This is a genomic window from Lacticaseibacillus sp. 53-4, assembly GCF_016861805.1.
Lineage (GTDB): Bacteria > Bacillota > Bacilli > Lactobacillales > Lactobacillaceae > Lacticaseibacillus.
Genome location: NZ_BOLT01000002.1, coordinates 34,075 through 47,593 on the forward strand (window position 1 = coordinate 34,075; position 13,519 = coordinate 47,593).

General features: G+C 58.4%; 14 protein-coding genes and 1 tRNA gene. 7 read left to right on the plus strand and 8 right to left on the minus strand.

The features are described 5' to 3' along the window. The 3 genes from JUF21_RS01055 (at position 1) to JUF21_RS01065 (ending at position 1,884) form a co-directional block, all read left to right on the plus strand. Entirely contained in the window at positions 1–432 is a 432-nt protein-coding gene (locus tag JUF21_RS01055; RefSeq protein WP_125755376.1) for an HIT family protein, read from the plus strand. After that, positions 432–866: a YtxH domain-containing protein gene (locus tag JUF21_RS01060; RefSeq protein WP_203662574.1), complete on the plus strand. Its 435-nt coding sequence runs from the start codon at positions 432–434 to the stop codon at positions 864–866. Before JUF21_RS01055 ends, JUF21_RS01060 begins: the two co-directional genes overlap by 1 nt. A gap of 106 nt (positions 867–972) precedes the next feature. Then, complete coding sequence (locus JUF21_RS01065; protein ID WP_203624444.1) at positions 973–1,884, plus strand: peptidylprolyl isomerase; 912 nt, start codon at positions 973–975, stop codon at positions 1,882–1,884. Between the two features lie 94 nt (positions 1,885–1,978). Here the strand turns inward: JUF21_RS01065 and JUF21_RS01070 are convergent, their stop codons facing one another. From JUF21_RS01070 to JUF21_RS01085, 4 genes are all read right to left on the minus strand, one after another. Beyond that, on the minus strand, positions 1,979–3,616 hold the full coding sequence (locus JUF21_RS01070; protein WP_203662576.1) for an alpha-glucosidase: 1,638 nt from the start codon (positions 3,614–3,616) through the stop codon (positions 1,979–1,981). Positions 3,617–3,710: 94 nt separating this feature from the next. Further along, positions 3,711–4,679, minus strand: coding sequence for a 3'-5' exoribonuclease YhaM family protein (locus JUF21_RS01075; protein ID WP_203624060.1), 969 nt, complete (start codon positions 4,677–4,679; stop codon positions 3,711–3,713). 92 nt (positions 4,680–4,771) lie between these two features. Continuing rightward, the gene (locus tag JUF21_RS01080; RefSeq protein ID WP_203662583.1) at positions 4,772–5,149 is read right to left on the minus strand and encodes a YlbF family regulator; all 378 of its coding nucleotides are present in this window, start codon (positions 5,147–5,149) and stop codon (positions 4,772–4,774) included. Positions 5,150–5,170: 21 nt separating this feature from the next. Next, positions 5,171–7,276 carry a PBP1A family penicillin-binding protein gene (locus tag JUF21_RS01085; protein ID WP_203624058.1) on the minus strand — a complete coding sequence of 702 codons (2,106 nt, stop codon included), beginning with the start codon at positions 7,274–7,276 and terminating at the stop codon, positions 5,171–5,173. 80 nt (positions 7,277–7,356) lie between these two features. On the opposite strand from JUF21_RS01085, the gene JUF21_RS01090 reads away from it, so the two are divergent. After that, positions 7,357–8,187, plus strand: coding sequence for an RluA family pseudouridine synthase (locus JUF21_RS01090; RefSeq protein ID WP_125755362.1), 831 nt, complete (start codon positions 7,357–7,359; stop codon positions 8,185–8,187). A 47-nt stretch (positions 8,188–8,234) separates the two neighbouring features. On the opposite strand, the gene JUF21_RS01095 is transcribed toward JUF21_RS01090, so the two are convergent. The 3 genes from JUF21_RS01095 to JUF21_RS01105 form a co-directional block, all read right to left on the minus strand. Next, positions 8,235–8,690 (minus strand): arginine repressor, encoded by a 456-nt coding sequence (locus tag JUF21_RS01095; protein ID WP_125755360.1) that lies wholly within the window; start codon positions 8,688–8,690, stop codon positions 8,235–8,237. A 9-nt stretch (positions 8,691–8,699) separates the two neighbouring features. Next, positions 8,700–10,382: an arginine--tRNA ligase gene (argS, locus tag JUF21_RS01100; protein WP_203624057.1), complete on the minus strand. Its 1,683-nt coding sequence runs from the start codon at positions 10,380–10,382 to the stop codon at positions 8,700–8,702. A 243-nt stretch (positions 10,383–10,625) separates the two neighbouring features. Further along, positions 10,626–10,696 (minus strand) — tRNA-Gly (locus tag JUF21_RS01105). A 168-nt stretch (positions 10,697–10,864) separates the two neighbouring features. Here JUF21_RS01105 and JUF21_RS01110 point away from each other — a divergent pair. The 3 genes from JUF21_RS01110 (at position 10,865) to JUF21_RS01120 (ending at position 12,593) form a co-directional block, all read left to right on the plus strand. Next, positions 10,865–11,257 (plus strand): hypothetical protein, encoded by a 393-nt coding sequence (locus JUF21_RS01110; protein WP_125755356.1) that lies wholly within the window; start codon positions 10,865–10,867, stop codon positions 11,255–11,257. After that, entirely contained in the window at positions 11,254–11,454 is a 201-nt protein-coding gene (locus tag JUF21_RS01115; RefSeq protein ID WP_203624056.1) for a hypothetical protein, read from the plus strand. Before JUF21_RS01110 ends, JUF21_RS01115 begins: the two co-directional genes overlap by 4 nt. A 200-nt stretch (positions 11,455–11,654) precedes the next feature. Further along, positions 11,655–12,593 (plus strand): dihydroorotate oxidase, encoded by a 939-nt coding sequence (locus JUF21_RS01120; RefSeq protein WP_203624055.1) that lies wholly within the window; start codon positions 11,655–11,657, stop codon positions 12,591–12,593. A gap of 56 nt (positions 12,594–12,649) precedes the next feature. On the opposite strand, the gene sdaAA is transcribed toward JUF21_RS01120, so the two are convergent. Continuing rightward, positions 12,650–13,516, minus strand: a complete 867-nt coding sequence (gene sdaAA, locus JUF21_RS01125; protein ID WP_203662590.1) for an L-serine ammonia-lyase, iron-sulfur-dependent, subunit alpha — start codon at positions 13,514–13,516, stop codon at positions 12,650–12,652. Between the last annotated feature and the right edge of the window lie 3 nt (positions 13,517–13,519).

Genomic DNA, 13,519 nt, shown 5'->3' on the forward strand with positions numbered 1-13,519 from the left:
ATGGATGAAAACTGCATTTTTTGTAAAATCGTCGCCGGTCAGATCCCCAGTGTGAAAGTCTACGAGGACGACCAGGTCCTGGCGTTCCTGGACATTTCACAGGCCACTGCGGGCCACACCTTGCTGGTGCCGAAAAAACACGTCAAGGACATTTTTGCCTACGACGAGGCGCTGGCCGAGGCGGTTTTTTCACGGGTGCCAAAGCTGGCGCGCGCCATCAAAGCCTCCGACCCGCGCATCGCGGGCATCAACATCTTGAATAACAACGGTGAAGTGGCCTACCAAAGCGTTTTCCACTCGCACATTCACCTGGTGCCGCGCTACTCAAAGGAAGACGACTTTTCGATTCACTTCGGCGATCACACTGACGCCTACAATAACGACCAGCTTCAAGCCATCGCCCAAAAAATTCGCCAGGAGGTCCAAGACTAATGCCTAAATTTAAAACTGGTTTTCTGCTCGGTGCCCTGGTTGGCACCTGCTACGTCCTGCTGACCACGAAAAAAAGCGGCCCTGAGCGCATCGAAGGCTTCGCCAATTACTCCAAGGACGTTACCGGCGCCACGCAGGATATGCAGCACGCCGTCAAGCGGCTCGGCAGTGCCCTGACCGACTTGCAAAAGGAAATTAAGGAAACCCTGCAGCCGACCGTCAAGGACATCACCGATGAGGTCAACGATTTTCAGTTCCAAACCGAGGCCCACAGCAACGCGCTGCAGACCCAGCTCGACCAGATTGCCAGCACGATCGATGACATCAACCGCGACGCCAAAAACGGCGACGCGAAGGCTGCAGACGCTGGGACCCCGACCGCTGACGGCGCAAACGAGCCTTCAGCCAAGGACTCAGACAACGCGGCAGAATAGCCGAAGAGTTTGAAGCTTCTGTGAAGGTCCCCCATCGCCGCCTGGTCTGTGGTATATTAGACCCCGTGCTGTAAATCAAATCACATTGAAAGTGGGCTGTTTATCTATGAAGAAATGGATCGCCGGATTTGCCGGCGTCTTGCTTGCCCTGACTTTGGCGGGTTGCTCTAGCGACAACGCCACCGTCGCGAACATGAAGGGCGCAAAGATCACCAAAGAGGAATACTACAACGAGATGAAGACCTCCAGCAGCGGCGGCGAAGACACCCTGCGGAACATGATCGTCACCAAGGCCTTGGAGCAGCAGTACCCGAAGGCCGCGACCGACAAGCAGGTCACCAAGCAATACAACAAGGTGAAGAAGTCCTACACCGATGCCGGTCAGGACTTCACTAGCGCCTTGGCGCAAAGCAATCTGACCACCAAGTCCTTCAAGCAACAAATCAAGACCTCCTTGCTTTCCGAGGCCGCACTGAAAGACCTGAAGAAGCCAACGCAAAAGCAGCTGAATAACCAGTGGAAGAAGTACGAACCAAAGATCACGGTTCAGCACATTCTGGTCGCCAAGGAAGACACGGCCAAAGAAGTCGTTGCCGCACTCCAAAAGGACAACTCCGCGGCCAACTTCAAGACGCTGGCCAAGAAGTACTCGACTGATACCGCGACGGCTTCAGACGCCGGCAAACTGCCAGCGTTTGACAACACCGACACGAGCCTGGACTCGACCTTCAAAGCGGCCGCGTTTAAGCTGAAGAAAGCCGGCGACTTTACGACGACGCCGGTCAAGACCAGCTACGGCTACCACATCATTCGCGCCATCAAGATCCCGGCTAAGGGCAAGATGAGCGATCACAAGAAAGAATTGAGCGACCAGCTTTACACCAGCTGGGAAAGCAACAACACCATCATGAGCGGCATCATCAAAAAAGTGCTGACCAAGGCGGATGTGTCCATCAAGGATAACGACCTGAAGGACGTGCTTTCCGTCTACCTAGGCTCCAGCAGCTCAGCCAAGTAATCTCGCACCACTACCTCTCTTCTGGAGAGGTTTTTTTTTGCCAAAAAAGCCGCGCCATCAACTAAAGGTTGATGACGCGGCTTTTCGACACGGATCACTGCAGGTAAACTTTCACTTCGTACGGCCGCAGCGTCTCGCCGAGGTCATCCGGGTAGTTGCTTTGCAGCAGCTCGCCGGCTGTGGTCGCGCAAGCCCGCTTCAGGTCGCGGGCCGTCCAGTTGGCCACCAGGGTCAGCGTCTGGCCCTCATAGTGGCGCTGGTAGGCCCAGACCTCCTCGTCATCCTCTGCCAGTGGCGTGAAGTCGCCATACGTGATGATCGGATTGGCAGCGCGCAGCAGGTTCATCTGCCGGTAGAAGTTGAACACCGAGTTTTGGTCGCGGACTTCCTGATCGGCATTGATGGTCACGTAGTTGGGATTGACCATGATCCACGGCGTCACCCCAGCCGGACAAAAGCCCGCGTTGGGCTTGGTCCCCCACTGCATCGGCGTGCGGGCGTTGTCGCGCGAGGCAACCTGCAGCCCGGCCAACATTTGCTCAGGCGTCAGCTCACCTTTCTCATCGACCCATTCGCGGTAGCCGTTCAGGCTTTCGATGTCGCGGTAGTCGCTGAGCTTGGTGAAGCCGGCGTTGTTGGTCATCCCCAGCTCCTCGCCTTGATAAATGTACGGCGTGCCCTGCTGGTAATGGAGCACCGCCCCGAGCATTTTCGCCGAGCGCTCACGAAACTCCGGACTGTCGTTGCCAAAGCGTGAGACCACGCGCGGCTGATCGTGGTTGTTCCAGTACAGAGAATTCCAAGCCTTACCGTCCAGTCCGACCTGCCAGCGGTCCATGATTTTTTTGAGGGTCGTCAGCTTAAACGGATGGTGCACCCACTTGCCGAACTTTTGATCCAGGTCGACCCCGGTGTGCTGGAACTGGAAGATCATGTTCAGCTCGTGCGTGTCAAACCCGGTGTACTCGCGAGCCAGCGCCGGCGTGGTGCCGGGCATTTCGCCCACGGTCATGACGTCGTAGTGGATGAGGACTTCGCGGTTCATTTCCTTGAGGTAGTCCTGCACCTGCGGCAGGTTGATTGGCGAAGGTGCGTCATTGTCAAAGGTCTTGGGTTTGCCGATAAAATTGATCACATCCATCCGGAACCCGTCGATCCCCTTGTCCAGCCAAAAGCGCATCAAGTCGTACACGGAATGGCGCACCGCGGGCTCGCGCCAGTTCAGGTCGGGCTGCTTTTTGGAAAACAGGTGGAGATAGTACTGCTGCCGTTCAGGCGCATACTGCCAAGCCGAGCCCGAAAAGCTGGACTCCCAGTCGTTCGGCGCGTGGCCGTCGACGGGGTCGGCCCACAGGTAATAATCACTGTATGGGTTATCTTTGCTCTTGCGGCTTTCGATAAACCAGTGGTGCTCGTCGCTGGTGTGGTTGACCACCAGATCCATCACGATCTTCAGCCCGCGGGCGTGCGCGGCTTCAAGCAGCTGGTCAAATTCGGCCATGGTCCCAAAGTCGGGCTGGATCGCCTGATAATCGCTGATGTCATAGCCGTTGTCATCGTTGGGGCTGGCGTAGATCGGATTGAGCCAAATGACGGTCGCCCCGAGCTGCTTGATGTAGTCCAACCGGTCGCGAATGCCCCGCAGATCGCCGATCCCATCACCGTTACTATCCTGAAACGAGCGCGGATAAACCTGGTACACAACTGCTTCTTTCCACCATGCCTTTGCCATAAAGACCCTCCTTACTTCAGTGCAACTTCAGTATAGCGTTTTCTTGGCGATCGGCCGCACTAAAAAACCGCCTTTTTACAGGCGGCACACATTGCTATTTCGGATCCGGATAGGTCTGCCCATTGGTCGGGCGGTAGAAGCGGCGGTTATCCATGCCAAAAAGCCGCTCGGTGAAGGTTCCGGGATCGACGTGCTGGTAAGCCGTGGTCAGCATGTTGATCTCGGCGTCCAGCTCGTCCAGGTCGTGCAAGATCTGCGCCTCAAGCAGCTCCGGACGCACCGGTGAGCCATACTCCAGCAAGCCATGATGCGCCAGCACCGTGTGCCGCAACATGATCATGTCTTCCTGGTGAATGTCGATTTTGAGCTCATTAGCCACCCGCACGATTTCCTCATCGACCAAGACGATGTGGCCAATCATGTTGCCTTCCATGGTGTAGTCAGTCGAAACCGCCGAGGACAGCTCCATGGTTTTGCCTAGGTCGTGCAGAATCGCGCCGGCATAAAGCAGTGACTTGTTGACCGCCGGGTACTGGTTGGCCACGCTTTTGGCCAGGCGCAGGATACTCAGCGTGTGAAACGCCAGGCCGCCGGCAAAGGCGTGGTGGTTGGACTTGGCTGCGGGATACGTCAGAAATTCCTGCTTGTGGTCGGCCAACAGTCGACGCACGATGCGGTTCCAGTTGGCGTTGGTGATCTGGAAAATAAAGTCGTTGAGTTCCTGCCCCATGTCATCTTTGGACTCCGGGGCGTGCTCGACGTAGTTTTCCGGGTCATTGCCCTCTTCCTGCGTCGCCAGGCGCAGCGAGTACAGTTTGATCTGCGGCTTGCCCTGGTAAAGCTCCCGCTTACCTGACAGCAGCACGACCACACCGGGCTGGTACTGGGCAATGTCGTCTTCGGAAGCATCCCAGAACTTGGCCGTGATGTGGCCAGATGGATCCTGGAACGTGAACGCGATGAACTTTTTGCCGTTCTTCGCGATCCGGACCTCAGCGCCCTTCACCAGCACGGGCAGTTTCATGTCCTGACCGTTTTCGTAATCAAAAATTTGCTTTGCCATATTTTCACCTTTTCTATGCAACCCCGTCGCCTCATTTTACCGCTCAGCGCGGCAAACGAAAAGCACGCCGAACGCGCGGCGTGCTTTAAGCCTTACTTAGCGGCCGGCTGATCGCCCGACTGGCTGGTGCTGTCTTGGTAAAGTTCGGCGATCGGCGCGGAGATGATCCGGTTCAGGTCATCCATGACCGTCGACATCGCCTGCTCCTTGGCCATCAGGTCCTTGATCGCGTCGATGTTTTGCATCTTCGACGACAGATCCTGAAGCGGCTGAACGTCATGCTCAGTGACTTCTTGGCCAGCCATCTGCTTTTGCTGCAGCGACATCTGCAGGGTCTGGAACTGCTGGAACAGGGCGTAACCCATCGGGTCGAGCTTAAGCATGTCGTAGCTCTTTTTCAGGTCCTGGAACTGCTGACTGAGCTTAAGATCTTCGGCGAGCTGATTTGCACTATCGTATACGTTTGCCATGAGGCACCTCATTTATTTAGATTAGTTACCCAAAAGTCCTTTGATGGTATTGTACCACTCCGACACGGTATTCTTGGCCGAGTCGACCCCATTTTGAATGCCGCTTTGAATGTTGGACCACATATCCGCGCCGCCGTTTTCGGCGTTCGGCGTCTGCAGAGTCGCGCGGGCACTGGCGTCGGTGGTGTTGAACTTGGTTTGCGGCGTGGCCGGCAGGATATTCGTCATTTCCTGACGGTACAAGTTCAGTGCCCCCTGACCAGGCTGCAAGTAATGCGTCGCGTCGGTGTTGGCAAACCCGGACCAGGTCGCGACCACAATGTCCGGCGTGTAGCCGACCACCCAGGAGTCCTTGGCACCCAGGCCGTTGCCCCAGTCTTTCGGCGTTTCCACGGTGCCGGTTTTGCCGGCGATCGTGTAGCCGTAAGGCTTGGCAGCGCGGCCGGTGCCTTCGTTGTAAACGCCGATCATCATGCTCGTCATTTCCGTGGCCACGGATTGCTTCATGATGCGCTTGCTGGACGGCTCGTTGTTGACCACGGTTTTGCCGGTGGCGTCGACAATTTTACGGATAAAGTGGGTCTGCGGCAGGCTGCCGCCGCTGGCAAAGGCCGAGTAAGCGCGGGCGAAGGTCAGCGGCGAAAAGCCGGTGGAGACGCCGCCCAACACAGATGCCAGCTGGTCTTGATCCTTTTTCGGCAGCGTAATGCCAAAGCGGCTCAGGCTCGCGACGCCCTTACTCATGCCGATCTGGTTCAGCAGCCACACGGCCGGCGCGTTGGTCGAATCGGCCAGCGCCTTGTACATGGGCAGGGTCCCGGCGTAAGTGCCGGTGTCATTGGTCGGCGTGTAATGGTCCTTGCCATAGCTGATCTGCTTGTCAGTCAGGTCGCTGTCATAGGAATAGCCGTTTTCAAGCGCCGGCGTGTACGCCATCAGCGGCTTGAGCAAAGACCCTGGTTGGCGCTGAAGCTGCGTGGCGTAGTTGAACCCCAAGTACACATGCGGGCCGCGTGAGCCCACCACGGCGAGCACGCCGCCGGTTTTCGGGTCGACGGCCACCGAGGCCGCCTGGGGCTTGGTGCCATCCGCGGCGGCTTGCGGAAAGACGTACTGGTTGTCAAAGGCTTCTTGCATCCGATTTTGATAAGTTGGGTTCAGTGTCGTGTAAATGCGGTAGCCCTTGTTGACGATGTCGTCTTGCGAGATGCCGTCCTGCTTGTACGCCTCTTCGATCACCGAATCGAAGAAGTAGGGATACTTCTGCTGATTGTCGGCGGTGTAGGTGTCCTTCAACGTGAGCGTGGTGGCCTTGGCCGCTTGGACCTGTGCGGCAGTCAGTTTGCCGTTGTCCTGCTCAAGGCTCAGCACCAAGTTGCGCCGGGCGATCGCGTTGTCCATGTGATCGATTGGGTTATAAAAGCTGGGGCTGCGCAGCATCGCGGCCAGCGTCGCGCCTTCGCCGGCAGTCAGCTGGCTGGCGTGCTTGCCAAAGTAGCGCTGCGATGCGTCCTCGACGCCCCACACCCCGTTGCCAAAGTACGCGTTGTTCAGGTACATCGTCAGAATGTCATTTTTAGAGTAAACTCGAGTCAGCTGCACGGCCAGGAAGATCTCCTGGCCCTTGCGCAGGAACGTCTGCTTCTGGGACAGCAGCGTGTTTTTGGCCAGCTGCTGCGTGATGGTACTGCCGCCGCCGGTGATCTGGCCGTGGTGAATGACCAGCCCGATCAGCGCGCGGGCGATGCCTTTGATGTCAAAGCCCGGGTTGGTGTAAAAGCTGCGGTCCTCGGTGGAAATCACCGCATTTTGAATGTTCGGCGAAATCTGGGCCAGGTCCACATACGTCCCTTTTTGGCCGTAAAGCTTGCCGGCCTCGCGGTCATCCTCGTCGTACAGCGTGGTTTTCGTCTGCAGACTGCTCTTGATGTCCTGCACGTCCGCGGTTTTCGCCTTGTAGGTGAACCAGGTGGACAGCGCTAGGGTCAGCGTCAGGAAAATGAGAATCAGCCACCGGATCACTTGAAACCGGCGGAAGAACCATGCGATGCCATGCCCGGCTTTGGCCAGGTACGGCTGCACGGCAGCCCAGAATGCTTTCAACTGGTGGTCCCCCTTTCCTAACATGTGACTAGTTTAGCATACGGAAAAAAGCGCGGATTCGGCCTTGCGCCGGATTTTACGCAAATTACAGAAAGGAGCCTGTCATGCCGCAGTTTCAACTTCACGCCAAAGCCCCTGAAGCGGCCAGCGTGCGCGCCTTGCTTCACGCCTGGCAGGTGCCCAAGGCCTGGATCGCCGTGCTCAGGCGCACGCAAGGGGTCCTCATCAACGGCCAGTACCGCACCTTCAATCAGCCGGTCGAGGCCGGTGCCAGCGTCACGCTGAATTTTTCGGCGCCTGGCACCGACTACTACCGGCCGCAGCAGCTGCCGCTGGCCGTCGTCTACGAGGACAACCAGCTGCTGATTGTCAACAAGCCCGCCGGTCAAAAGCCGCACCCCAACCGGCCGGACGAAGAGGGCACGCTAATGAACGCCGCGGCCGGCTACCTGGCGCCACGGCCGGTGTACATCACCCACCGCCTCGACATGCTGACCTCAGGGCTGACCATCATCGCCAAGGACCCCATCAGCCAGGGCATCATCAACCGGCAGCTCGCGGCCAAAACCGCGGCGCGCACTTACACGGCGCTGGTGCCGCCCGGGCTGCCACAGTCTGGCACCATTGACGCGCCGATTGGCGCAGACCCTGAAGACAAGCGCAAACGCCGCGTGCGCTGTGATGGCCTGCGGGCGGTCACGCATTTCCGGGTCGTCGCGAAACATGGCGACGTCGCCCGCCTGGCGCTGACGCTTGAAACCGGCCGCACCCACCAGCTGCGCGTTCACCTGGCCCACCTCGGCTACCCGATCATCGGCGACCCCTTGTATGGCGGGCGCGCGGCCCCGCGCCTCATGCTGCACGCCAGCAGCTTGACCTTGATCAAACCGCTGACTAGCGAGAATCTGACCACAACTTCGCCGGCACCATTTTAACCAACGCAAAAACGGTCTGCCGATTGACTTGGCAGACCGCTTTTGGTCTAGGCGATGAACGCCTTTTGGTACTGGGCGTTGAACCACTTGGCGCTGGCTTCGTCGGGACTGATCACGACGATGGTGTCGTGGCCGGCCAAGGTGCCGACGACCTGGGCAAAGCCGATATCGTCGATAATGGCGGCCATCAGGTTGCCGTTGCTCGGCAGCGTCTTGATCACGTTCAAAAACTGCACGCGGGTGATGGATAGGCCCACTTCGCGCACCGAATTGCTGAGGCGCTCGAGCTGAGACTGAGAATCACCGCGGAAAATCGTGTAGCGCAGCTGGCCGCTGGCGTCCTGCGCCTTGACCACCTGCATCTCGCGAATATCGCGGGAAATGGTGGCCTGCGTGGCCTCGATGCCGGCGGCCTTAAGGGCTTCCAGCAGCTCGTCTTGCGTGGTGATCACTTGCGAATTGATGATTTTGGCCAAAGCGGCCTGACGTTCAGATTTGTTCATAGCGGCCTCCTACATTTCGGCCGGCGCACCGACCCCGAGCGTGTGGAGCGCGTCGGTCAGCACCGTCGATACGGCCTTGACCATCGCCAGGCGGGCCGGCAGCTCGGCGTCGTCGACCAGGACCTTGACGTTGGCATAGTACTGGTTAAACGCCTTGGCCAGGCGCAGCGCGTACTTGGCGATGACCGACGGCTCGTACTCACGCAGCGCGCGGGCGATCACGTCTGGGTAGTCCGCCAAGGCCTTGAGCACCGGCCAGGCCGCGGCGTCAGTCAACGCAACTTCCGCGACCGGCTGTTGGTCGGTTTTCTTCAAAATGCTGTTGGCGCGGGCGTTGGTGTACTGAACGTACGGCCCGGTCTCGCCTTCAAAGCGCACGACTTCTTCCAAGTTGAAATCGAAATTGTCGAGGCGCTCGTTTTTCAGGTCATGGAAGACCACGGCGCCGACGCCGACTTCGTGCGCCACTTGGTCGGCATTTGCCAGGTCCGGGTGCTTTTCGGCGATCTGCTGCTTGGCCAGAGCCACCGCGTCCTTGAGCACCTTTTCCAGCAAGATGATGTTGCCCTTGCGCGTCGAAAGCTTCTTGCCGTTGGCGGTGATCAGACCGAACGGAATGTGGTGAATGTTATCCGCCCAGTCGTTGCCCATTTCCTTGAGGACGGCCTTGAGCTGCTGGAAGTGCTCCCGCTGCTCGTTGCCGACCACGTACAGGCTTTGAACAAAAAGGTACTGGTCGTGGCGGTAGATGGCCGCGGCGAGGTCACGGGTCATGTAAAGCGTCGCGCCGTCGGACTTGCGGATCAAAGCCGGGTTCAGGTCGTACTTGCTGAGGTCGACGATTTCCGCGCCTTGGCTTTCCTTGAGCAGCCCTTTTTGCTCGAGCGCGTCGGTCACAGCGTCCATCTTGTCATTGTAAAAGGCCTCGCCCTTGTAAGAATCGAACTCGATGCCGAGCTCCTTGTAGATGCGCTGGAATTCCTTCAGCGACTCCTCACGGAACCAGGACCAGAGCTGGTGTACCTCGGGATCGCCGTCCTCCAGCTGCTTGAAGACCGCGCGGGCCTCTTCGTCCAGCTCGGGCTGCGTTTCCGCCTCTTCATGGAACTGGACGTAATACTTCACCAGGTAGTGGATCGGGTCACGCTTGACGTCTGCCTCAGAGCCCCACTTGCGGTAAGCCACGATCAGCTTGCCGAACTGGGTGCCCCAGTCGCCTAAGTGATTAATCTTGATCGGCGTGTACCCGGTTTTGGTCAAAATATTGGCCAGGGCGTTGCCGATCACGGTCGAGCGCAGATGGCCCATGCTCATCGGCTTGGCGATGTTCGGGCTGGACATGTCGATCGGCACGTTGCCGGTGCCGATTTGCTGGTCGCCGTAATGCGCCGGGTCCTGGGCGATCGTCGTCAGCACCGTGTTGGCAAAGCTGACCTTGTCCAGGAAAAAGTTGATGTAAGCGCCCTTGACTTCGACCTTTTCAAACGGGGTCGCGTCAATTTTTTCGGCCAGGTCCTTGGCAATCAGCGGCGGCGCCTGGTGGAACACCTTGGCCAAAGCGAACGTGGGAAAGGCATAATCGCCCATCTTATCATCCTTCGGCGTTTCGACCAGCTTCGCGATGGTCGCCTCGTCCAGCGTGCTGCCGATTGCGGCAGCCAGTGCCTTGATCACTTCTTGTTTGAACTCCATCTGTGCACGTTCCTTTCTGCGAGAAAAAACTCGTCTCCTTCAAATGTTTACTTGAAAGAGACGAGTTTCCCCGCGGTACCACTCTAGTTGACGTCATGTCCACTCATTATTCACTTCAGGCTCCGCCGCGCGCCGGCAAGGCCGTGAGCTGCTCGCACCTCCCGCAGCTTCACTGAACACGACCGGTTGCCTTTTTCGGCTTCTTCACCCAATAAAAAACTGGCACCACTGGCACCAGAATCAAGCGGTTGACGAGAATCGAACTCGCGACGTCAGCTTGGGAAGCTGAAGTTTTACCACTAAACTACAACCGCAACAACAAGCATTATTATAACGGGCAGGGGGGCGGTTTGCAAGCGGCCCAAGCGATTTTTCTGCCGGCGGCTGACGGGAGAATAATAAGATGAGAAAATCCATATATTATTGCGACAATTTTTAACCGTGTTATAATAATAGCGAAGAATTTGAGAGGATGCGATGTTATGGCCAAGGCGACCCGCCGCTACTTCTTTGCGGCCCGCAACGAGAAAACGCCTGACGGTTATTTGATTCAGTTTGTGAACATGCCCGAACTGACGGCTAAGGGCACCACCTATCAGGAAACCGTCTACTATGCCTACCGCGTACTGGCCAATTTTTTGCTCGGGCTGCCAAAAAAGTCTGCGCCTTTGTCGGCTTACACACTGACCTCGCTGCCAGACGACGAGCCCGACCCTAACGTATTCTATTCGCTCGTATCGGCCACGGAGGACTTTGATCCCCACAAAATGGAAATGCACTTCACCCTGCCGCAGGCCCCGCCGGACGAGATTCGGCGCATGGGCGGCCAGCTTGCACACCTGACAACTTACCACCAAAAGGACCCAACCACATGAGCGCTGCACCGTCCGCAAACCCAGTCGGGATTGCGCTGGCCTGGGTTTTTCTGCTCAGCACCGCGGTGTTTGTGGTCAGCCTGCTCGCATGGCTGATCGTCATGATGCGCGGCCGCGACCCGCGCCTGCCGCGGCGGGTGTGCCTGGTTGCAGCCGGGCTGGCAGTGGCCAGTGTAGCGTTAAATTCAGTTCTATGAGGCTGAGACATCAAGCGGTTTTAGCCCGAAGTTTAAAACGCCCCTGGACCACGATTGGTTTTAAAATCGCGGTGCAGGGGCGTTGCTTTATGACACGCGACTAGCCAATTTTGGCTTCCTTTTTGGTGCATAGGCAAGCAGCCGCAAATATGGTTAAATAGGCAGGATGACACGACACTGGATTCAAAGGAGTGATCACGTTGGCTAGTTTAACCACCACCTTAGGCGACTACACGTTTCAAAATGTGTTCATGAACGCAAGCGGCGTGCACTGTCAAACCGAAGCCGAGCTCGACCAACTCGCGGCAAGTCCGGCTGGCACCCTGGTGACCAAGACCGGGACGCTGGAAGCGCGCAAAGGCAACCCGGAGCCCCGCTTTGCCCAGCTGGCACTGGGGACGATCAACTCGATGGGCCTGCCGAACCTTGGGATTGACTACTATATTGCTTACGCCGAGCGGTTTCAGGAAAAGCACCCGGGCCGGCCAATTTTTCTCTCGGTCGCCGGCATGAAGCCGGATGACTTTCCCCTCCTCGCGCAAAAGATCCAGGATTCGGGCTTCACCGGTCTGACCGAGTTCAACCTCAGCTGCCCGAATGTCCCCGGCAAGCCCCAGATCGCGTATGATTTTGCCGCCACTGAGACCATCCTCGCCGCCATTTTCAAAGTCTTCAAAAAACCCGCCGGGGTCAAGTTGCCGCCGTATTTTGACCTGGCCCAATTCGACCAGGTCGCGGCCATCCTCAACCGGTACCCCTTGACCTTCATCAACTCGATCAACAGCCTGGGCAACGGGCTTTGGATCGACCCGGCCACAGACACTGCGGCAATCAAGCCCAAGGGCGGGTTTGGCGGCATCGGCGGTCAGTACGCCAAGCCCATCGCGTTGGCCAACGTGCGCGCCTTCCGCCAGCGCCTGCGCGGCGACATTAGCATCATTGGCACCGGCGGCGTGACCACGGGCCGCGACGCCTACGAGCTGATCCTCTGCGGCGCAAACTTGGTCTCTCTAGGCAGCATTTTGGCCACCGAGGGCCTGGGCGCCTTTACGCGGCTGGCCAGTGAGCTTGAAGCTGAGATGGCCAAAAAGGGCTACACCAGCCTCCCCGAGTTCCGTGGGCAGCTGAAAACACTATAGGTGCGCGCAAAAATGGGTAAGACCTTAAGCAGCGGTCTTACCCATTTTGCTGTCGATCAATCGCCAAAAATTCGGCGCTGGATTCGCCGGCCTGTTGGCGTGGCCGCCAATCCGCCTTCTGCCGTTTCGCGGAAGGCACTGGGCATTTGCTTGCCCACGGCGTCCATTGCCGCGATCACCTCGTCCGGCGGGATCACGGACTTCATCCCCGCGAGCGCCATGTCAGCCGAGGTTAACGCCTGGGCCGCCCCCATTGCGTTGCGCTTAACGCACGGGACCTCAACCAGCCCGGCGACCGGATCGCACACCAGCCCCATCAAGTTGGCAATCGAAATGGCCGCGGCCTGAGCCGCCATCTCGGCGTCGCCGCCGCGGGCCTGGACCAGCGCGGCGGCCGCCATGGCAGAGGCGCTGCCAACTTCCGCCTGACAGCCGCCTTCCGCGCCAGCGATCTCCGCATTATTGGCGATCACCAGGCCGAAAGCGCCGGCCGTGAACAGGTAGTCGACCTGCTGCTCGCGGGTCAGGTGAAACGGCTCGCGGACGGCCATCAGCGTGCCGGCCACCACACCGGCACTGCCGGCGGTCGGAGTGGCGCAGATCAACCCCATTTGGGCGTTGACCTCGTTGACGGCAACGGCATTGCGCACTGCGGCCAGGGCAATCGGCCCGAGGTAGCTGGTGCCACCGCCGAGGTACTGGTCCAGCCGCTTGGCATCCCCACCGGTCAGACCGGTCACCGATTTGACGCCGGCGATCCCCTTGGTGATCGATTCCGCCATGACGTCAAGGTTACGCGCCATCAGCGAGCGGATCGCTGACTCGCTGCGACCGGTGTTTTCGGCCTCGGTGGCCACCATCAGGGCCGCGACACTCTGGTAGTCTTGGGCCTGTTCAACAAGTTCTCTAATTGAGTAAAACATGGC